Origin of the sequence: Geobacillus sp. G4, from assembly GCF_040327975.1 — a bacterium.
Taxonomy (GTDB): domain Bacteria; phylum Bacillota; class Bacilli; order Bacillales; family Anoxybacillaceae; genus Geobacillus; species Geobacillus thermoleovorans.
Genome location: NZ_JBEPJY010000006.1, coordinates 26730 through 47824, shown reverse-complemented (window position 1 = coordinate 47824; position 21095 = coordinate 26730). Strand labels below are relative to the sequence as shown.

The following is a 21095-nucleotide window of genomic DNA, read 5'->3' as shown; positions in this document are numbered from 1 at the left end:
ATCTCTCTTTGTTATTGTAACCAATCAAATGAGTGACTGTCATGAATGCCGATTTCATTGAGCCAGTCAAAAAATCGGTATAAGTTAGAAGAAGCAATAAACAGCTCCAAATGCAAACAGCGCCCTAAGCGGCTTTCCTGCTTAGGACGCTTTGTTCTTTAGCGGAACAGTGGCGGCAGCTGCTGCATAGCGGTATAGACGCCCATATACGCCATCAAGATGACGACGATAGCGCCAAACACGCTGAGCCTGCTTTCTTTTTTCATCGTCTCTCCTCCCGACGCACCGCCTGAATGGCGATTCCTTCATTTCGCAACGCTTCATAGAGCCGCTTGGCAAATCGGACCGCCTGCTCGTTGTCGCCATGCAGGCAGACAGTGTCGGCTTCAATGGCAATGTCCGTCCCTTGCAGCGAGCGGACACGCCGGTCGCGGACCATCATGAGTACTTGCTTGACTGCTTCATCCTCGTCGGCGATGATGGCGCACGGATCGCTTCTTGGAGTGAGGGAGCCGTCATCCTGATATGTCCGGTCAGCGAACACTTCGCTCGCCGTCCGCAAGCCATAGGAGCGGCCCGCGCGGATGATCTCGCTCCCCGCCAAACCATACAATATAAGCGACGGGTCAACATCGCGCACCGCTTTGGCGATCGCTTCCGCCAACGCCGCGTCTTTCGCCGCCATATTGTACAAGGCGCCGTGCGGCTTGACGTGCGTCATCACGCCGCCTTCGGCCTTCACAAACGCAGCCAGCGCACCAATTTGGTAGACGACGTACGCATACACTTCCTCCGGCGAAACGGCCATCACCCGCCGTCCGAAGCCAAGCAAATCCGGAAACCCCGGGTGGGCGCCGATGGCAACGCCATGATGGATCGCAAGCTGCACCGTCCGCCGCATGACGAGCGGGTCGCCGGCGTGAAACCCGCAGGCGATGTTGACGGACGTGACATACGGCAAAATTCCTTCCTGTCCAAGCTGGTACACGCCAAAACTTTCGCCAAAATCACAGTTCAAATCAATCATCCTCACCGTTCTCCCTCCCATTGACGGCGAATGGCCGAAATCCACCCAGCCAACTGCCGCTCTTGTTCCGTATAAAGCCGCGCCGCTTCTTCCGGCCTGATCGGCTGAAATTGGATAAGGTCGCCCGGGCGAGCCTGCGCCAGAATCGGCAAATCAACCGCCGCGACTTGGGCGATGCGGGGATAGCCGCCCGACGTCTGGCTGTCGGCCATCAATACGATCGGCTGGCCGGACGCGGGTACTTGCACCGTGCCGAAGACGACCGCTTCCGACACCATCTCCCGCTCGCGCACAAGCGCCAACGCTGGACCGGAAAGCCGATAGCCAATCCGGTCGGACTGTGGCGTCACTTCATAGCGAGCGGCGAAAAACTGGCGGCGGCTCTCCGGCGTAAATTCGTCATACTCCGGGCCGGGAACCGCGCGCACCGTTTTCATTTTCCCGCTGATATAACGGCGGGCGGCTGAAGCAAGCCCCCAACGCAGCGGTTCGGCTACACGACACCCATGGGCGGCGCCGAGTGGCAGCGCATCGCCGCACCGCAACGGCCGACCAGCGAAACCGCCAAGCTGCGCTGGAACGTACGTGGAACGGCTGCCCATTACAGGCGGGACATCGATGCCGCCTGATACGGCGATGTACGCCCGAAACCCCGTCCGACACACCCCAATTTCGAGCACATCGCCCGGCTCGACAGCCATCGGCTTCCAAAGTGCAAACAGCCGCCCATTGAGCGCACACGGGAAATCGCCGCCACATACCGCAACGACGGCCTCAACGTGAAACCGAAGCGTCGGCCCGGCCATCGTCGCCTCAAGCACCGCCTCATCCCCATTGTTGCCGACGAGCGCATTAGCCAGGCGATACGCCCACCTATCCATCGCCCCGCCCACCGGCACACCGGCGTGCCGATAGCCGAAACGCCCACCGTCTTGAGCGGTTGTAAAAAATCCGCCATCGATCACTTCAATCATGTTCCTCTCTCCAAACGTGCAAATTCACGAGCCCCAATCGGCCGAAATTCCACGATGTCGCCAGCCGCAAGCAAACTTGGCTTCTCTCGGTGCGGGTCAAACAGCTTCAGCGGCGTTCGACCGATCAGTTGCCAGCCGCCCGGCGTCGCAAGCGGGTAGACGCCCGTCTGTCCGCCGGCGATGCCGACCGAACCGGCAGGCACTTTTGTGCGCGGCACCGACCGCCTTGGCGTCGCCAAGCGCGGCGACAGCCCTCCTAAATAGGCAAATCCAGGAGAAAAGCCGATCATATAAACTCGGTAGCGTCCAGCCGAATGGAGCGCTATCACTTCGTCTTCTGTCATCCCATGGAAACGAGCGACATCCGGCAAATCCGGACCGAATTCGCCGCCGTAACAGACGGGAATGACGACCGTCCGCGCCGAACGCCGCACCGCTTGTTCAGACCGCCTGATGTTTTTCCTTAGCCATGCGCCTATGCCGATGTAATCGATCACCAATGGATCATAGTAGATGGTGAGTGACGAAAACGCCGGCACGATCTCCTCGATGCCTTCTTTTCGCTCGGCCTGAAGCCGGGCGGCCGTTTGGTGGACGATATCATTCACGTCCTCGTCAATGCGGTCTGAAAACCGAACCGTCACCGCATATTCGCATAATGGAAACAACGTATACTCCACCGTCATCCCTTCCCCCGAAAGCCGAGTTCGCGCGAAATGTCCATCGCCGCCTGCTTCAATCGCGGAACGATGCGCGCCACATCATCTGGCGAAAAGCGCTGTTCCGGCCCGGCAACGCTCAGCCCGGCAACCGCCGCGCCTTCATGGTTGAAAATCGGCACCGCAACGGCGGCCGAATAGTTTTCCAGCTCAGAATAGCTGACCGTATAGCCGCGGTCCCGGTCTTCTTCCAACAACCGGCGCAGCGCTTCTTTGTCGGTCACCGTATGTTTGGCGATTTTGACAAGCTCGACTTGTTCTAAATAACGTTCCCGATCCGCCTTGTCCATAAACGCGAGCAAGACACGAGGGCACGACCCGGCATACAGAGGGGCGCGCCGCCCGACTTTCGTATAGACGCGCACCGGCTCGGACGTCTCGACTTTTTCAATATACAGCGCCTCATCGCCGTCGCGAATGACAAGATTCACCGCTTCGTTCGTCTCCTCTTTCAGCCGCTTCATCACCGGCAGCGCCGCCCGGCGAATATCGAGCCGCTCGGCGACGAGCGCGCCAAACGTCAAGAAGGCTAAACCGAGCTCATAGTAATCGCCTCGTTTTTGCAAAAAACCAAGGACAACAAGCGACTGCGCCATCCGGTACACCGACGTTTTGGGCATCCGAAGCCGCTCGACCATTTCCGGCAGCGTCAACCGTTCGCAATCGAGAAACAAATCAAGCAGTTCTTTTGTTTTTAAGACCGTTTTATTCATCATTGCCCCTCTGTTCCGAATATCAGAATATTAATTCCAAAATACGAGTTATATATTTTTTATTATAATGAAAAGTGGAACAACTTTCTACCACAAAATGAAAAGCGCCCGCTGAACGGACGCCGTCGGATTCAAATCGATAAGCGTTTCAAAAACACATAACTCACTTTTTGATATTCCATTTTCTCCTCATAGAAGCGATGGGCGTCAACCCGTTGCAGGCCGGATGACAGCGAGACAATCCCGTAGCCGTGCTCCTTCGCCCATTCGTGCACATGCGACAGCAACGCTTTTCCATACCCTTTCGAACGTTCGGCTGATGTCGTGACCAAATCGCAAACCCAAATAAAACGGCCGTTATAGAGCGTGATCATCGGCATGAATCCGACAACGGCAACCATTTTGTCCTGATCATATAACGCCGCAAGCTTATACCCTTCTTTTTCTTGCGCTTCACGCACAAGCGCGACATACGTTTCTTCATCCAAATGAGTGCGCAGCTCCCGCATGACCGGAAAAGCGCTTCTTACTTCCTCCTCCGTCTCGAGCCAAACAAATTGCGGCATGACTCCCATCTCCCTTCTTCTATTTCTACATTCATGATATCCATGTTTGTCCAAAAATGGAACTTCCGCCTTTCCGCAACGTTGATCATCGTTTCGAAAGAAGACTCCCGCTTCAAGCGCGTGAAGGGCGCAGCCCAGCGATCAGTGGAAGATTGTCGGCTGATAAACCAACGATTACAGCTGCAGCCGCAAATACGGCCTCAGCGGTAAAGTTTGCGCCCGAACCACATGCCTTATGCGCAGAAGGCTGGGAGAAAGAAAACGCCAGCCGGTTATTCGCAAGCCAGCTGGATCGTTTTCATCCCCCAGCGCCCCTTTCAATGGACCGGTTGATCACGCCAGCGAAGCGAGCACAGCCGGCAAGGCCTCCACAACGTCCGACGCCAATACATCCCAAGGCGAATGACCGTGTTGAACAAGCCAATCAGCAGCCTTTCCATGCACGAACGCCGCATTGCTCACCGCAGGCTGCACCGCCTCGTGCTGCAACAAAAACGCCGCCACGATGCCCGTCAACACGTCACCGCTGCCGCCTTTCGCCAAAGCCGGATTGCCGGTTGTGTTCACATATTGCGCTCCATCCGGCGCCGTAACAATCGTATATGGCCCTTTCAACACGACATACACGCCATATTCCATCGCCAACCGCTTGGATACCCCAAAGCGGTCGTGCTCCACCTCGCGAATGGAGCGACGGACGATGCGCGCCATTTCCCCCGGATGCGGGGTGATCACCGTCGGCGCGCTTCGGCGGCGCACCTGTTCGACGTAATCATCCCAGAAAAATAGGGCATCGGCATCGAGGATAAGGGGCACCGGCTTTCGCACCAACTCCCCAACAAGACGGCGCACCCCTTCCGTCCGCCCCAGCCCGGGGCCGATCGCCATCGCATCCACATCAAGCCCGTCCCAATCAGCCGCGCCGGCAAACGCGCCGCCCTCGGCTGGCCACGGCCGACACATCGCCTCCGGCACCCGGTTGGCGACCGCCTCGTACACCGTTTCCGGAACAGCCATGGTCACAAGTCCGGCCCCGCTTCGCAGCGCCGCTTTAGCGGCGAGCGTCACCGCTCCAGCCATCGCCTTCGACCCGCCGACGACAAGCAGTTTGCCGTACGTTCCTTTATGCGAAGACCGCTTCCGTTTTGGCATCGTTCGTATGACATCGCTTCGTTCCCACACAAACCGACGGACTGCATTCGTTTTGACCACGACCGGCGGAATGCCGATATCCACAACAGCAAGCTCCCCGTAATAATCGGCCGCTGGAAACGTGTACGCCCCAAGCTTCGGACAGTGAATGGTGAGCGTCACATCCGCGCGAACGGCCGCGGCGACATCACCGCCATCCGCCGGCACCCCGCTTGGCACATCGATTGCATACACAACAGCCCGCGAGCGGTTCAGTTGTTCAATGATTTCTTGATACGGAGAACGAACTTCCCCCTTGACGCCAATGCCAAGCAGTGCGTCGATGATGACATCATAATGCGGCACGCGCGCCGCAAACGCCCGCTCATTCCCCTCATAAGCGTTCCACGAATAGCCGGACCGCTCGTACACCTCAAGCGCGGTACGCGCCGCTCCTTTCACCTTTTCCTTTGGTGGAACGAGCCATACATCGGTTTCGTAGCCGTAGCTTTTCAACATGCGGGCAACGACAAACCCATCCCCGCCGTTGTTGCCCGCCCCGGCAAGCACCGCTACGTTAGCAGCGCGTGAAATGCGTTCTTTCAGCGCTGAAAACAGCGCCTGCCCCGCGTTTTCCATCAATGAATCAGCGCTAATGCCGATCCTCTCCGTCACTTCTCGGTCGATGGCATACATTTCATCAGATGTTACGATTGGAATCATTCTCCTTCCTCCTCGTTTCTTTTGACCTCCGTCCCCCTTGACGCTCCATCTTTTACACATGTTGGCCATGGGAGAATCAGGCTTCGAGAACGAACCACGATGCCCGATGGAGCGGTCTTTATGGAGCGTTCATGAAACGTTTGACATTCCCTGCCGCGCCTTCCCATCATCAATGTATGATTTAGGATCAAGCCTTGCCGGAACAGCCGGCGGCTGCGTCTAGGCGCATTTTCATTGGAGCGGCGTCATCGCCTTTATCGCCGTGTTGCTCGCCTTGTCCTACCCGCTTCATCCGCTATGCGGAAAAACGACGGCCATCGCCCTCGCGATGACCGCCGCCTGGTCACGGCTGCTTGGCGATCGCTTGCAGCCCAAACTGCAGGCAATCGTCACAAATCGCCGCCAGTGGACCTTTAGCCAGCCTCGGTTTTTCTTTGAGGCAAAACGAGCATCGGCTGCTGGAATCGGCTTGCGTTTCGAGCGTCAATTCCTCTTCCAGTTTTTCAAGAGAAAAGACCACAAGCGCTTCATATACGTTGTCAATCAAGTCGCCGTCGATGTACGTACATTTTCCTTCCCACCGCAATGCCACGAGCTTTGCCGCCACTGCCATGCCTTCATAAAATCGACGGCGGGCCTCTTCCTCACTTTGTTCCGCTTCGGCCGCCAAATCATCGGCAAACTGCTCAAGCGCCGCAACGGTGCATTGTTCGAGCCACCGTTTTGTTTCGTTTGTCATGCCCATTTCCCCTCCCTCGTTTCTTTCCCTTCTCAATACGACAAATAGGCATATTTTCCTTCTTCACCGCGGCAATTTGTCAAGAAAACGAGATCGCAGCTCAGGCGGCGGCAGCTGACAACGATCACGCTTCGCAGCGAGACGATGACGGCGGTTGGCAATCGCGTCATACATATGATCACGCAACAGCCGCGGAACGAGAAATCCAACCGCTGCCAGCCAATTCCACGGCCACGAAAGGCGTCGACCGATGCGCAGGACAGCGGCAGATTTGACATAACAGCAGCCGTTCTCGATGAGGGCGACACTGTCTTTCGCCGATGCCTCCCCGTTTGCCAACAATGCTTGACCAACAGCGCTTTGTTGCGCCGCAAAGCGGAATACTGCCTTTCGGTCGCGGGCAGCAATCCAATGCACACTCGCATGGCAAAACAAGCAATCGCCATCAAATAAGATGATAGGATGCATCACATTCCCTCCATCGACCGGCTGTTGACGGGTTCAATGCAAGCGCTCACATCATTTTTCGGCGAGTTGACGAGCGGCGCCACTTCGTACATCTGCATTTGCTCTTGAGGATACGACAGCAACAACGACTTCAAATACTCGCTGTCGTCCAAACGCGGATCTAGCCAGTCTTCATGTCGTTCAGGCGGCAGTATGACCGGCATCCGGTCGTGGATGGGGGCGATGAGCTCGTTCGCCCTCGTCGTAATGATCGTGCACGTCTCAAGCCGCCCGCTTGGCCCATCCCAGCGCTCCCACAACCCTGCGAACGCAAACGGCTCGCCGGTTTTGAGGGTAAACCGGTACGGCACTTTTTTCGTTCTTTCCTTTTTCCATTCAAAAAACCCATCGGCTAAAATCAAGCAGCGCCGCCGCTTGAACGCATGGCGAAAACTCGCCTTTTCATCGATCGTTTCCGCCCGGGCGTTGATCATCTTCGCACCGATGCGGACATCTTTTGCCCAAAACGGTACAAGCCCCCAGCACATCATTTTCCCGACTCTCTCTCCCCCTTCGGCGACGATGGTCAGCACATCTTGACCCGGGGCGATGTTGAACCGGGGAGCAAGCGAACCTTCATAACGGAAGTGAAACCGCTCCTGCAACGCCAACAAATCAACCGTTAAGGTAAACCGACCGCACATGCCTCTTCCCCCTTCTTCTCGTTAGCTTCAAGGAAGAAAACGATCTTCTACCAGAAAACTGCCAACAACACTCTCCCCATGTGCGCTCATGTGATGAAAGGGTAAGTGTTTCTAGATGATCCCATTCCTTTCTTTATCAGTTTACAAAAAAAGCGGCCGAGGGGAAATCCGGCCACTTGATGAAAAGAAGCTTCAGTTGATCTCTTGCGTGATCGACGCCATAGGAAAACGAACAGTAAAGGTGCTCCCTTTTTTCTCTTCCGAGACGACGTCCACCTCGCCGCCGTGCGCTTTCACAATCTCTTTGACGATCGTCAGGCCGAGTCCTGTTCCGCCGATGCGGCGGCGGTCCGAATTATCAACGCGGTAAAACTTCTCGAAAATATGCGGCAGCGCCTCAGCCGGGATGCCAAGCCCTTCATCCCGCACATCGACGCACAAGCGGCCGCTATGCTCATAAAGCCGGATCGCAACGGTCCCACCGTCTGGAGAATATTTCACCGCATTATGAACTAAATTCGTAAACAGCTGCCGCAGCCGTTCCCTGTCGCCGCGGATCACCGTCCGCTTTGTCTCTATGGAGACTGAAAACGCATGGATATCCGTTCCCAGTTTTTCTGTTTCAACGACTTTTTCAACGACCGGAACGAGGTCAACCGGCTCCCAATGATACGTTTGTCGGCCGGCTTCCATGCGCTGCACATCCAGAAAATCGTTAATTAAAGCGGTCAGCCGCTCGGCTTCTTGATAAATGGCCGTCAAATATTTATGCTGCCGCTCCGGCGCAAGCGGTCTGTTGAGCAACAGCTCCGCCAAACCGAGAATGCCCGCCAGCGGCGTCCGCAATTCATGGCTGACCGTGCTGACCAACTCCGATTTCATCCGATCAACTTCCACCTGCTTTGTCACATCGCGATGGACGAAAATCGTGCCAAATTTCGCTCCCCCTCGGTAAAGCGGTGCGGCATAAACTTCCATAACGATCCGATTCTCTTTGAGTTCATACGTCATCACGGATAACTCATCCGCCGGACCAAAAACGGCCTGATCGAGAAAGACGCTAAGCGCCTGCTCATCGGTGGCCAATGCGCAAAGCCGCTGTTTCCACTCGGCATACGGCGCCTCTTGCCATCCGTCTGCCGCGGCGCCGAACCATTCCTTCATCCGCCCGTTCATTAGCTTGTTCGTTCCATGAAGGTCGACGAGCTGAATGCCTTCGGGCAAATGGTTGAAAATATCTTCCGTCAGACGCCGATCTTTTTCCGCTTCCTCGTATAAGGCAAGTTTTTGCAAGGAAATCGAAATATGCTTGCCAAGCTGTTCGGCCTCGACCGCTTCATCATCCGTGAACGCTGCTCCGAACCGGCTTAAGACGATGACCGCCTCCACATCATCACTTGGCGACAACACAGGGACGAACAGATCGTATGAATATAGCGGTTCGTCATGGTAACCGCGCTCAAACCCCGGCAGTTCGCGGCGGATGGTGAATGCCTGCTTCGTCTCGAGCAAGCGGTGTTCGAGACCGTTATACAGTTGCTGCAAAAACCGATGCACGCTCATCGCTGATAAACCGAACGAAGCATGCGCTCGCTCTTCATCGGCAACGACGATGATGCCCCGTTCCGCCTTCATGATGGCGCATAAATGGCGGATGACGCTATGTAACACTTCCTGCTTGTCAAGAGACTGAGCCATGCCTTTAATAAGGTCATTGCGGCGCGCCAGCTCCTGCTCGCGGCGCTCGGCCATGGCCAACGCTTGCTCCAGCTCGGCTTGCTGGGCCTCGAGCTCTTCTTGCTGGGCGAGAAGTTCTTCGTTTTGCGCCAACAGATGCTCCTCTTTTTCGCGAATGCTCTCCATCATCATCATAAACGCTTTTGATAGTTTGCCAATTTCATCTTCCTGCTCGTCAAATGTTGGCCATTCGACAGTTGCGCCTTGTTTGGCAAACTGTTCCGCAGCGGCGGCAAACTGTTGGAGCGGGCGGCCGATTTGCCTTGCTGCCAAACGCATAAGCCGCTGCAATAAAAACAACATCAGCGCGATAAAAGCGATAAATGCGGCTTGCCCGTATTGCTGTTTTCGCTTGAAATCGATATATTCTTGCTTCATCTGGTCGATCAGCGTATCATGATAGGCGGCAAGCCGCTTTTGAAAACTTTGCACCGCCGCCGTGCCGCCGTTTTCCGCGATCAACGCCACTTCCCGTCGGTCGCCGCGCTCAAAAGCCTCTATTGCTTTCGGCACGAGCTGTTCGAAATAGCGGATGAAAAAGTCGTGGGCATCGCGAAGAAACCGCTCGTCTTCCGGATGGACAGCCAACGGTTCCATTTCTCTCAATACTTGTTTCGCAGTTTCTTGTTGCTGAAAAACGCTTTCTTTGAACGACGGACGTCCGAACGCAAAATAGCCGCGCACATCAAAAAACGCTTGGGTAAACGCCCGATCAAGCTGATGGGTGCGAATTTCCTTTTGCTCGAGCGCCTGTTGCACCGCCTCGAACGAACGGGTGAGCGACTGCTGGTACATCACGAGCAGCGCCGAGCCGAGAAAAAACAAAACCGTAAATCCAGCCATGAGCCATACAAATCGGGATGCCACGCTACGGCGAAAGTGGACTGCCATCCGTCTCATGCAGCACCTCATTCACTTTCTTCACGAATTCAAATGGGCGGTACGGTTTTTCGATAAACAGATCCGCACCGGCCGCCAACGCCCGCTCTCGGTCGGCCGGCTGGGTTTTCGCCGACAGCATGATCACTTTCGGACGCTTCTCCGGACATTCACGGCGAAAATGTTCCAGCACCTCGACGCCGCTATAAAACGGCAGCATATAATCGAGCAGCACCAAATCATAATCGCGTTCGCGCAGCCTCTTGAGCGCCTCGGCCCCGTCCGCCGCTTCGTCCACCTTATACCCTTCATCGGTCAACAAATCGGCCGCTAGCATGCGCAACACTTCTTCATCTTCCACAAGCAAAATCTGTTTCAATCAGCTTCCCCTCCCTCGCTACATCCGTTTCAACAATCGGCTGACCCGCGCCTCAAGCTCAAGCCGTTTAAACGGTTTCGTTATATAATCATCCGCTCCTAACTGAAGCGCCCGTACGATATCTTCTTCACTTTGGCGCATTGTTAACATAATAATTTTATAGCGCGACTCATCGCGGCGGCTGCGAAGACGGCGCAACACTTCAATCCCGTCCATTTTCGGCATGATCCCGTCAAGAATGACAAGGCACGGCGAATGGCCTTCGTGCCATGACGATTCGATGAACGATACCCCATCGGCAAATGCCCGCACTTCACACTGCTCTTTCCGATCTCGGGCAATGTGTTCGAGAAGATCAGCCACAACCGTGCGAACGATCACATCATCGTCAACGACGGCCATTTTCACCGTTTTTCGCTGCCGCATGTCATCTATCTTTTCGGCGGCCACTGTCCGATCCCTCCCGCCGTTTTTTGCCGCATACAACGCCCCGTCCGCCCGCTCAAGCCAATATTCAAGCGGCGCGCCTCCCTCGTTCACCTCCACGATCCCACAAGAAAACGTGCAACGAAACGCCGTGCCCCCTCCGGAAAATGAGCGGGAACGAAATTGATTACGGAGCCGTTCAATGACTTCAAACGCATCGTGTTGCATCGTTTTCGGCAAAAAAAGAAGAAACTCTTCGCCCCCGAAGCGGAACGCTAAATCGTTTGGCCGTGTTCCATGCCGAAGGAGCGCCGCAAATTCACGCAGCACCTCGTCTCCAACTAAATGACCATACTGGTCGTTAATCTGCTTAAAATGATCTAGGTCGAGCAATGCGATGCAGTACGGCTCCCCAAGCCGCTCCCGCTCGCTTTCGAGCTGGCGGTAGGCCTCAGGCAAATATTTGCGGTTGTATAACCGAGTGAGCTCATCGACAAGCAGAAGCCCTTCCAACTGTTTTTTCCGCTCCAACAACCGATGCACTCGAATGATAAATTCCGGTAAGGCAAACGGTTTTACCATAACATCATCAGCACCGGACGCGTAACTTTGCAGACGCACCTCTTCGCGATCATCGGCGCTGATGACCACAGTTGGAACAAATTGTTGGCCAAGCGCCGCCTTCAATTCCTTGAGCACCGTCAAACCGTCTGTTCCGTTCATATGCACGTCGATGACAACGCAGTCCGGCTTCACCTCATACAATTGTGTCACCGCCTTTTCCGGTTGGGCAACGGTGACAATCTGCCAGCCTACTTTCTCGATTTGCTCTTTCATATACATTAAAAAGAGCGCATCATCATCGACAAGCAAGATAAGCGGCGCTTCGTCGGCGTCCGCCGACGAAAAAGAAAAATGAGTAGGAACATCGCGGTACGTTTCGTCATAATACCAATGCATCAACTCATATACGTGCTCTTTCAGCTCGGCTGGCGTCCACAGTTTCCCGTTTTCCGCCTCAAGCCGCTTCATCAGCCGGCACGCTCTTTTCCCCAACTCTTCCATCCCAATGACAGCGGCCGTTCCGACGATGTTATGAAAAAACCGATACACATCTTCATACGTAATCGCTTCTTCCTGCTCCCACTGTTCCAATTTGGCACGAATATTGCGCCAAAAATGCTCTTTGTATTTGTCCATGACCGAACGCGACCCTCCCGTTTTCTCATCCCCGATCCAATAAGTCAGCGGGCGCAAAAAAGAAGGAACCGCCGAAGCCGTTCCACTCTCCTTACATTATATATGGCTTTTTATGTTCTGTATACGACCAAATGCTTATTTCTTTGGTTGCTGTTGCTCGAGCGACCGCAAAAAGGAGAGCATGCGATTCACGTATTGGTCGCCATACAGCGAGAAACTTTTCACATGATCCGCTTTGTCCGTCAGCCATAGTTGAAACGCATGCGGATGGGTGTTGTACAACTTCACACTTTCTTTGTATGGAATCGAACGGTCGTCTTTGCTGTGGATGAACAAAATCGGCCTCGGCGCGACACGATCGACCGCATGGATGGGCGAAGACACACCCAAATCCAAATCCGCAAGCGCCGGGACGATCGCTAAAATCAAATACGTAAACGGCACATCGGGCAAGTGCGTCCATACCGGCATATTGGCGCGCAAATACGATTCAAGGTCGCTAAACGGGCTGTCCGCAATCACCCCGTGAACATCTCTGTCCTCGGCCGCCGCCAATATCGACGTCGCCGCCCCCATCGAAATGCCGTACAAGGCAACCGGCTCGCGGTAGTGCGTTTTCGCGTAATCGATCACGCCAAGCAGATCGTCTTTCTCTTTGACGCCGATCGTAATCATATCGCCTCCCGACTCGCCGCTCGCGCGAAAATCAAACAAGATGACGCGGTACCCGTCGTCAACAAGCCGCTTGGCGAGCGGCAAAAACGGCACGTTTTTCTGAATCCGGTTGCCGGCATACCCATGGGCAAAAATGACCGTCATCTTCGCCGCTCCTTTAGGCGGAATGATCCAGCCTTCGAGCGCCGTTTTCCCATCTTTGCTTGTAAATGTCGCACTTTCATACGCCATGCCATAGTCTTTCGGCGTCATGGTAACCGGCTCGCGCGGTTTATGCGTCAGCTGCCAGCCGACATAAACGGACAAACCGACGCAGGCGAGCAACCCCAAAATGACAACGCCAATGGCCGCAGAAATCCAAACGCGCCGTTTTGTCCGGCGCGGCGTGCGCACCACTTCCATGTCCGTTTTCCCCTTCCTTTCTTTCATCCTACTTGTTGAATTGCTCATTTGGCAGTCAAAAAAGAGATGTCCGCCAAAAACGAACATCCCTTTCGCCCATGGCCCGCTTCATGCCGCCAACTTACGAATGCGCGAGCGGCGCAGACGCTCCTTTACATCTGACGATCAAGTCAAACTCGCGCACCGACGCCATCTGTTCGTCCACGAGCCCGCGCTCCCAGACGCGGCGCAAAAACAGCTCAGCAATCAGCCGATTCCGCTCGTTTTCTTGCCCGCGCTCAAGAGCAATAACGCTCAAATACAAATCACACATCCGATTGGCAATCGTCTTAGCATGAAACGTCTGCACCTCATCCGCTTGGCCGCCAAGACGGGCGAGCGCGGCCACCAACTCCTTCAACCCTTCTTCAGCCGGGCGGGCAAGCGGCTTAACCTCGGCCGTCAACCGCTCAAGCCGCTCCTTCATCTCCGCGATGAACCGCTCGTGAATGCGGTATTTGCGCATCAAACGCAGCACCTCGAGCGCCAAAATATTCGCCGTTCCCTCCCAAACGGTCAGCACTTGGGCGTCACGAAGCAGGCGCGGGGTGACAAAATCTTCGATATACCCGTTGCCGCCGTGCAGTTCAATCGCCTCATGGCTAAAGGCAATCGCCTCTTCGGCGGTGCGCATTTTAAGAAGTGCGATCAAAAGCCTGAGCCATGCTTTCTCCGCCCCGTCCGTTTCATGAGGCGCGGTCATGACGCGGTCAAACAAGGCGATCATGTCAAAGCAGGCGCTCGTTTCCACTTCCTGTCTCGCCGTCAAATTGGCAAGCGTCTCGCGCACCATCGGGTAATCCGTCAAGACATGGCCAAAGGCAGTGCGTCGCTCAGCGTATTGTTTCGCCTCTTCAAGCGCCCGCTTCATGATGCCGACGGAAGCAACCGCATTGCAGACGCGCGAGAGATTAAGCGCTTCCATCATATAGTAGAAGCCTTTCCGCGGATCGCCGACCACATACGCCTCGGCCCCGTCAAACACGACTTCGGCCGACGGCACGGCGCGCACTCCTAACTTATCTTTCAGGCGGCGAATCGAGATGCCGTTTAACGTCCCATCTTCTTTGCGCCACGGGACAAGGAACAAGCTCAGCCCTTTCGTCCCCGGCCCGCTCCCGTCGATGCGCGCCAATACGAGCGCCACGCCGCAGCGGCCGGCATTGCTGGCAAAATATTTTTCCCCATATAGTTTATAATGGTCGCCGCACGGCACAGCACGCACCGCGTTGGCGCCAACGTCCGACCCGCCTTGGCGCTCGGTTAAAAACGTCGCCCCTTCATACAGTTCGACCTCACCGGTGGAAGTGACATGGGGCAAGTACCGTGCTTTTAACTCGTCGTCGGCGAAATGTTCAAGCACATAGGCGGTTGCCATCGTCAGCGTCACCGGACAATAAAACCCGGGCTCAGCTTGGGATAAAATGTACCCTTGGGCGTACGAATACATGTAGTTTCCTTTTCTTCCAAGATCGGGAATCGGTTTGTGCACATAACCGACAATGCCCGTTTCGTACGTCTGTTTTGCCGTCTGCACGTATCCTTCGTTTACCCATACTTCGGAAATGTCGTTCCCAAACCGGTCGTACTTGATGAGGCGCGGCTGCCCTTCGCGGTCGGTGTGCACGGCGCGGCGGTCGACGTCCGTCAAGCAAAATTCGTAAAACGACGCGAGCTTTTCTTCCGCATACCGATACAATTCGTCATCCAAATGCCGTTTCAAATTCACCAGCAAATTCGGATCGACTTCATAAAGCGGTTTCATCGTCTCTCCCCTTTCCCCTCTTCTTATCGTCCCTGTGCTCCCTGCGCCGTCGTCTCCCACATCCGCAGCACTTGTTTCAACACTTTTCCCGTCGCATTGCGCGGCAGTTCAGCGATCGCCTCATACAGACGCGGAATTTTATAGTCAGCCAGCTTGTCAGATAGGAAACGCTTGCACTCTTCCGCAAGCGGTTCGAGAGGTTGGCTCAATACAACAAACGCTTTTGCTGTTTCGCCCCACTCCGGATGCGGCACGCCGATCACGGCAACATCGGCGATCGCCGGATGCGTTCGCAGCACATCTTCGACTTCCTTTGGATAAATGTTGACACCGCCGGAAATGATGACATCTTTTTTCCGGTCGACGATCCAAATGTAGCCGTCTTCATCGCGGCGCGCCAAATCGCCGGTGTACAGCCAGCCGTCTTTGATCACCTCGTTCGTTTTTTCTTCGTCCTTGTAGTATCCTTTCATGATGCTCTCCCCGCGCAGCACGATCTCCCCGACCTCGCCGGGCGCAACTTCCTGTCCGTTCTCATCGACGAGGGCCACCTCGCAATGAAGAGCGGCATCTCGGCCGACGCTCCCCGCTTTTTCGCCATGCTCCTCAGGAGACAAGTACGTCCCGTTCGGGCCGGCTTCGGTCAAACCGTATAAACACATCATCCGCCCGGCGCCAAAGCGGCTGGCGACAAACTTCACTTCCTCACGCGACAGCGGAGCCCCGCCGTACATCCAGCAACGGACCGAAGAAAGGTCGTATTCGTCAAACCGCGGATGCTTCGCCGTCAACAAATACGCCACTGGCGCGCCGAAAAAGTGGGTGATCTTGTGACGCTCGACCAGTTCGAGCAACGCATCCGGGGAAAACGCAGGCGCTAGGACATGGGTCGCACCGACGTACGTGCCGCCTATGAAAAACAAATGAAGCGGCGCTGAGTGGCTGAGCGGCATGAGATGCAGCAGGCGGCTTTGACGGTCGATTTTCGTTTCGATCACGATCATGTCCGCAACCGTGATCACATTGCGATGCGTGAACAACACCCCTTTTGGCCGCCCCGTTGTCCCCGATGTATACAAAATCGTCGCCTCATCATCCTCTTTGGCTGGGCAGACGATCTCTTCTGGATCACCCGAATCGATCAACTCCTCGAGCGACAGCCAACCGCCTTCCGCCTTCCCGGTCTTCACCCAGATTCCATCGCTTCCACCGACAAGCGGGGCGAGCACTTGATGCACCCAATCGTGGGCGATGAGCGCCTTTGCCTCGCTATGGCCGAGAATATACTGCACCTCAGCCGCCGTCAAGCGCGCGTTAATCGGCACAACAACCGCGCCAAGGCGCAAAACAGCAAAGTACGAAACGGCAAACTCTTTGGTATTGGGCATATACAGCGCGACTTTATCGCCGCGTCCGACACCAAGCCGAGCCAATGATGAGGCCAAGCGATTGACCATGCAGTTGACCTCGGCATACGACAGCGATGATTCTCCTTCGATGACCGCCGTTTTCTCTGGAAATTTCCTCGCATTCCGGGCGAGCAGCTCTGAAATGTTCATCCATCCGATTCCTCCCATTCTCGCAATCGCTGTTCAAAATCGGAAAGCAGCGCTTCCATCTCCGCCTTCAGCTGAAGCAAATCCTCGATCCGCTCGCTCACCTCCTTCAATTTCCGCCGCCCGTATTCGACCGTTTTTTCAAGCTGTTTCTTCCCCGTGCGATCCTCATCAAACAGCGCAATCATCTCATGAATTTCGTCAAGCGAAAAGCCGAACCGTTTGCCGCGCAAAATGAGCTTGAGTTTCGCCCGCTCCTTTTTCGTATACAGCCGCTGCCCTGACTCGGTCCGAATCGGGGAGAGCAATCCGCGTTCTTCATAATAGCGGATCGTCCGTGTGCTCACATCAAACTCTTGCGCCAAATCGGAAATGGTGAAATAGTGCATGGCCATCCCTTTTCTAGAATCAATATTCTGAATTTTATTTTAATTGACGTTTACGTAAAAGTCAACGAATATGAAAGCAAAGAAACAGTCATCCTCCCCCTTCTCCGTGTCCATTCTCTCCGCCATCCAACCATCAATATGGAAAAAATGGATCTGGGAGCCGTCGGCGAAAGGAGACATCCTAAGCCAATGCAAAGAAAGAGACAGTCGACCGAACGCACAGGTCATCAGCACTGAAACGCTTTTCCATTATTCATGGCGGCCAGAAGCGAATCGGACGGCATGGGTCGATATACGCGCCGCTGATTCCCTGGCGAAATCACCATGACAAAAGAAAAAAGCCCCTGTCTAAGGAGCCGTTTCCTCACCCGCCCGCCCCGGTGTAAAAGCGCAAGGCAAACCGCCAAAAGCGACGGGCCAGCCATAAAAAGAGAATGGCCGCAGCCAAAGCCGCCAGCGCTGTCGGGATGCGCCATTTTCCAAGCAGCGCCAAAGCCGGCGTATTGGTGATCAACACCGCCGGCAAGATGTAGGTAATCACCAACCGCACCGCCCCGCGGTACATGCTGCCGGGAAAGCGGGCCGTATCAAAAAACGAATCGAAAATAAACGACAAGTCATCGATGCGCACGACCCAAAACGAGGTCGTCATCAACATCATCCATAGCGAATAAATGAGCAAAAGAGAAGCGGCCATCACGATCAGAAACATGCATACGTCGGCCGCCGATGGCACGTAGCGTTCAACATACAAGCCGAAGCCGATGACGCCGATGCCAAGCGCCACATCGATAAGCCGCCAAAAGACAAGGTGGCGGAAGCTGACGTAAAACATGCTGTCGACCGGTTTCGTCAAAATATAATCGAGCGTGCCGCGCCTGACATGCTCAAGCAGCCTTGGCATGTTCGGGCGGAGCGCAAAATCGATGAATCCGCGCAGCGTATTAAAGACGCCGAGCAGCACAAGCACTTCCCCATACGTCCAGCCGCCTAAGCGATCCGTCTGGTAAAAAAAGATATGGACGGTCAACAGAGCGATTGCGATGCCAAAAAAGCTGGCGATAAAATTGCCGAAAAATTCGCTCCGGTATTCCATTTCCTCGACCAAACAAGCGCGGAAAAACTCGCGGAACACCCGCCCGTATCGCCGCATGTTCATCCACCTACCGCCTGATTTTTTCTCATCCCCGCTTTCCACAGCCATTGCAAAGCACCAATCAGCGCCATCATCCACCCGGCGGCGATCGCAAAGCCGCGCGCCAACTCTCCTCCATCCGCCGCCCCGGTGGCGATTTCGATCGGAAAACTGATCATATAGCGAAACGGCAGCCACTCGCTCCATTCGCGAAGCTGCGGCGGAAGCAGCCCAAGCGGCGCGATCCGTCCTGACAAAAACAACGAAATGACGTCGATCACGCCGTACACAGCCGCCACTTTCGTCATCCAAAACGCAAGCAACCCGCACGAGTAACTAAGCAAAAAACGAAGCGCCGCACCCAATACAACCGCCATCAAAAACAACATGATTTGACTTGCCGTCATGTGAGGACGAAGCGCCGGCCAAAATGTCGCTGCCACTACCCAGACAGGCACTAAAATGACGGCAAACAGCCATTTATAAATGATGTTTTCCGCGATCGCCCAATGGATCGGGTGAAGCGGCCGCAGCAACCAATTCGAAAACGTCCCTTCGCGAATTTCACGGTCCAGCTCCCATACATCCCACGCGCTCGTCATTCGTTCGACAAAAATGACGGCCATAAAATAAAAGACAAACGAATCGCTCTCTTCCGGATGAATGTTCATCCAGACAAACATCGTGATCAGCGGCTGCGTGATCGCACCCGTCATCCAGACGAACGTCGCCAAACGATACGCGAGCATTTCGATGTATTTCATCCGCAACAAAGCGATATATTTGCGAATCATACACGCTCCTCCTGAAACGCGCGCGTAATCACTTCCTCAAGCGGCGGGTCTTCAATATTGATGTCGCGGACATCAAACCGCTCTAATAACCGCGCTGCTGTCCCCGCCGCCTTCTCGCGCGCCACCCGCAATACGACTGTTCCTTCTTCGATTTCCGCCACTTCGCCATACTCTCCCCAATCCATGTCCGGAACCCGTGAAAACCGGACTTCCAATCGCTTGTACGGCGCCAGCTTCTCCGTCAGCACTGACAGTTCCCCGTCGTAAATCAATCGCCCGTAGTTGATGATCATCACCCGGTCGCAAAGCGCTGCAACATCACCCATGTAATGCGATGTCAACAAAATCGTCGTCTCGTGCTCCCGATTGTAGTCAACGATAAAGCGACGCACGTTTTCTTGCGTATGAACGTCAAGCCCGATCGTCGGCTCATCCAAAAACAACACTTGCGGCCGATGCAAAAGCGCCGCCGCCAGCTCGCAGCGCATCCGCTGCCCGAGCGACAGACTGCGCGTCGGCTTGTCCAACAGCGACGCCAAGTCGAGCAGTTCCGTCAATTCCTCGAGCGTCTGGCGGAAAGCCCGATCGTCGATGTCATAAATGGCTTTATTGACCAAAAACGTCTCCATCGGCGGGATGTCCCAAATGAGCTGGCTTTTTTGCCCCATCACCAAGCTCATCATTTTTTTAAACTCCGGCTTTTGCTCAAACGGCACAAACCCGCCGACCGTGATCTCTCCTGATGTCGGATGCAAGAGGCCAGCAAGCATTTTCATCGTCGTCGTTTTCCCCGCCCCGTTTGGACCTAAAAAGCCGACAATCTCCCCTTTTTCAATCGTAAACGAAACGTCCTTCACCGCCTCAATGACGCGGTAGTCGCGCCGCCATAAACTGCGCGCCGCCTCAAGCCATCCCGCTTCGCGGCGATGGACGCGGAACGATTTATGCAAATGGCTGACACGGATCACCATGTTCATCCTCCAGTATGTGCATACTACTGACATTCTTTTGTTATATCACATTCGAAGGACGCGCCGCAAAGAAAAACGTTTCGTCATCTTTCTTCTATCATCTCTTTCTTTCGTCATGTATAATAGAAGGAGAATCGAACCAGAAAGGGGATTGTCGAATGGGAGCGATCTCAAATGAAATGATTTGGCAAGCCATTAAAGAACTTGCCGAGCAGCTGCAACAAACGAACGGACAAGTGCAGCAACTGGGCCAACAGGTGCAACAAACAAACGAGCAAGTGCAGCAACTGGGCCAACAAGTCCAACACCTTAACAGCCAAGTGCAGCAGCTGAACCACCAAGTACAGCAAACTCATGAGCAAGTCGACCAGCTCGCCAAACAAGTGCAGCAAACGAATGAACAACTCAACCAATTAAGCCAGCAAGTGGCCGACATGGACAAACGGATCACCGATGTCGCCAACGGCCAAAACATTTTAGTTGAAGAGCTGTTCGAAAACAAAAAGGAGATCAAGCGGGTCAAAACGGCGCTCAATCTGTATTAGGGCCGACCCTTCCGTCCGGTTCATCTTTTCGATGCTCAATAGCCCCATTATTTCGCCGTTTTTCTCCGCGTTTGTTTCTCATCTTTGCTGAGCTCACCGGATAATGTTTTGGCTGAATGAGTCATCCCTTGAACAGCCCCCCGTTTCTTTGGTCAGCTTACAAACGATCGTGCGTTTCAAACGAGTTGCCTCTGTCTGCAATCCCCTTGTCTGCTGTCGATGCCGGTCAACTGAATGATTTTAGCCGCAAAAAAGCCTGGAAGATCCAACGGAACAGATCTTCCAGGCTTTCTTGTGAACCTTTGTCCCGCCAACTTGCCCGTTGCGAAACTAGCGGATCAGCTGCCATTGGGTCTGCCAAACGGGCAAACATGCCGAACCGGCAGCGAAAGAGGGAAATGGCATCGACCAAGGTTATGGCTTGACGCGGATCGGTATACAACATCAATATGACCCCGGC

The 21095-nt window shown here is 54.7% G+C and carries 20 protein-coding genes and 1 pseudogene; 1 reads left to right on the top strand and 20 read right to left on the bottom strand.

What is annotated here, in order from left to right:
- Nucleotides 1-262: 262 nt before the first annotated feature.
- The 19 genes and pseudogenes from ABS784_RS08965 to ABS784_RS08875 all read right to left on the bottom strand — a co-directional run bounded on the left by ABS784_RS08965 (nucleotide 263) and on the right by ABS784_RS08875 (nucleotide 20087).
- Complete coding sequence (locus ABS784_RS08965; protein WP_352512216.1) at nucleotides 263-1033, bottom strand: 5-oxoprolinase subunit PxpA; 771 nt, start codon at nucleotides 1031-1033, stop codon at nucleotides 263-265.
- Nucleotides 1030-2001, bottom strand: a complete 972-nt coding sequence (locus tag ABS784_RS08960; RefSeq protein WP_352512214.1) for a 5-oxoprolinase subunit C family protein — start codon at nucleotides 1999-2001, stop codon at nucleotides 1030-1032. The genes ABS784_RS08965 and ABS784_RS08960 overlap by 4 nt, the downstream gene beginning before the upstream one ends.
- A pseudogene (pxpB, locus tag ABS784_RS08955) lies at nucleotides 1994-2687 on the bottom strand (5-oxoprolinase subunit PxpB). The gene ABS784_RS08960 and the pseudogene pxpB overlap by 8 nt, the downstream one beginning before the upstream one ends.
- Nucleotides 2684-3433, bottom strand: a complete 750-nt coding sequence (locus tag ABS784_RS08950; protein ID WP_352512212.1) for an IclR family transcriptional regulator — start codon at nucleotides 3431-3433, stop codon at nucleotides 2684-2686. The pseudogene pxpB and the gene ABS784_RS08950 overlap by 4 nt, the downstream one beginning before the upstream one ends.
- Nucleotides 3434-3564: 131 nt before the next feature.
- Nucleotides 3565-3999: a GNAT family N-acetyltransferase gene (locus ABS784_RS08945; RefSeq protein WP_011230994.1), complete on the bottom strand. Its 435-nt coding sequence runs from the start codon at nucleotides 3997-3999 to the stop codon at nucleotides 3565-3567.
- A 333-nt stretch (nucleotides 4000-4332) separates the two neighbouring features.
- A complete protein-coding gene (locus ABS784_RS08940) occupies nucleotides 4333-5853 on the bottom strand; it encodes an NAD(P)H-hydrate dehydratase (RefSeq protein ID WP_352512210.1) in 1521 nt (506 codons plus the stop codon).
- Nucleotides 5854-6196: 343 nt separating this feature from the next.
- Nucleotides 6197-6592, bottom strand: a complete 396-nt coding sequence (locus tag ABS784_RS08935; protein ID WP_352512208.1) for a hypothetical protein — start codon at nucleotides 6590-6592, stop codon at nucleotides 6197-6199.
- 63 nt (nucleotides 6593-6655) lie between these two features.
- Nucleotides 6656-7060 (bottom strand): thiol-disulfide oxidoreductase DCC family protein, encoded by a 405-nt coding sequence (locus ABS784_RS08930; RefSeq protein WP_352512206.1) that lies wholly within the window; start codon nucleotides 7058-7060, stop codon nucleotides 6656-6658.
- Nucleotides 7060-7743 carry an SOS response-associated peptidase gene (locus tag ABS784_RS08925; protein WP_352512204.1) on the bottom strand — a complete coding sequence of 228 codons (684 nt, stop codon included), beginning with the start codon at nucleotides 7741-7743 and terminating at the stop codon, nucleotides 7060-7062. Before ABS784_RS08925 ends, ABS784_RS08930 begins: the two co-directional genes overlap by 1 nt.
- Before the next feature lie 192 nt (nucleotides 7744-7935).
- The gene (locus tag ABS784_RS08920; protein WP_352512202.1) at nucleotides 7936-10380 is read right to left on the bottom strand and encodes an ATP-binding protein; all 2445 of its coding nucleotides are present in this window, start codon (nucleotides 10378-10380) and stop codon (nucleotides 7936-7938) included.
- Complete coding sequence (locus ABS784_RS08915) at nucleotides 10349-10738, bottom strand: response regulator (protein ID WP_352512200.1); 390 nt, start codon at nucleotides 10736-10738, stop codon at nucleotides 10349-10351. The genes ABS784_RS08920 and ABS784_RS08915 overlap by 32 nt, the downstream gene beginning before the upstream one ends.
- 18 nt (nucleotides 10739-10756) lie before the next feature.
- Nucleotides 10757-12364, bottom strand: coding sequence for a GGDEF domain-containing response regulator (locus ABS784_RS08910; protein WP_352512199.1), 1608 nt, complete (start codon nucleotides 12362-12364; stop codon nucleotides 10757-10759).
- A 135-nt stretch (nucleotides 12365-12499) separates the two neighbouring features.
- On the bottom strand, nucleotides 12500-13441 hold the full coding sequence (locus tag ABS784_RS08905) for an alpha/beta hydrolase (RefSeq protein ID WP_352512197.1): 942 nt from the start codon (nucleotides 13439-13441) through the stop codon (nucleotides 12500-12502).
- Nucleotides 13442-13562: 121 nt separating this feature from the next.
- Nucleotides 13563-15245: an acyl-CoA dehydrogenase family protein gene (locus ABS784_RS08900; RefSeq protein WP_352512195.1), complete on the bottom strand. Its 1683-nt coding sequence runs from the start codon at nucleotides 15243-15245 to the stop codon at nucleotides 13563-13565.
- Between the two features lie 23 nt (nucleotides 15246-15268).
- Nucleotides 15269-16804: a class I adenylate-forming enzyme family protein gene (locus ABS784_RS08895; RefSeq protein WP_014195650.1), complete on the bottom strand. Its 1536-nt coding sequence runs from the start codon at nucleotides 16802-16804 to the stop codon at nucleotides 15269-15271.
- The gene (locus ABS784_RS08890) at nucleotides 16801-17190 is read right to left on the bottom strand and encodes a MerR family transcriptional regulator (protein WP_011230986.1); all 390 of its coding nucleotides are present in this window, start codon (nucleotides 17188-17190) and stop codon (nucleotides 16801-16803) included. The genes ABS784_RS08895 and ABS784_RS08890 overlap by 4 nt, the downstream gene beginning before the upstream one ends.
- A 364-nt stretch (nucleotides 17191-17554) precedes the next feature.
- Complete coding sequence (locus ABS784_RS08885) at nucleotides 17555-18343, bottom strand: ABC transporter permease (RefSeq protein WP_011230985.1); 789 nt, start codon at nucleotides 18341-18343, stop codon at nucleotides 17555-17557.
- Nucleotides 18344-18345: 2 nt separating this feature from the next.
- Nucleotides 18346-19119, bottom strand: a complete 774-nt coding sequence (locus ABS784_RS08880) for an ABC transporter permease (protein ID WP_011230984.1) — start codon at nucleotides 19117-19119, stop codon at nucleotides 18346-18348.
- Nucleotides 19116-20087 carry an ABC transporter ATP-binding protein gene (locus ABS784_RS08875; RefSeq protein WP_025039199.1) on the bottom strand — a complete coding sequence of 324 codons (972 nt, stop codon included), beginning with the start codon at nucleotides 20085-20087 and terminating at the stop codon, nucleotides 19116-19118. The genes ABS784_RS08880 and ABS784_RS08875 overlap by 4 nt, the downstream gene beginning before the upstream one ends.
- Before the next feature lie 161 nt (nucleotides 20088-20248).
- Between ABS784_RS08875 and ABS784_RS08870 the strand changes: the two genes are divergently transcribed.
- Nucleotides 20249-20635 carry a hypothetical protein gene (locus ABS784_RS08870; RefSeq protein WP_352512193.1) on the top strand — a complete coding sequence of 129 codons (387 nt, stop codon included), beginning with the start codon at nucleotides 20249-20251 and terminating at the stop codon, nucleotides 20633-20635.
- Nucleotides 20636-20861: 226 nt separating this feature from the next.
- Here ABS784_RS08870 and ABS784_RS08865 read toward each other — a convergent pair whose 3' ends face one another.
- The gene (locus tag ABS784_RS08865) at nucleotides 20862-21080 is read right to left on the bottom strand and encodes a hypothetical protein (protein WP_352512191.1); all 219 of its coding nucleotides are present in this window, start codon (nucleotides 21078-21080) and stop codon (nucleotides 20862-20864) included.
- Between the last annotated feature and the right edge of the window lie 15 nt (nucleotides 21081-21095).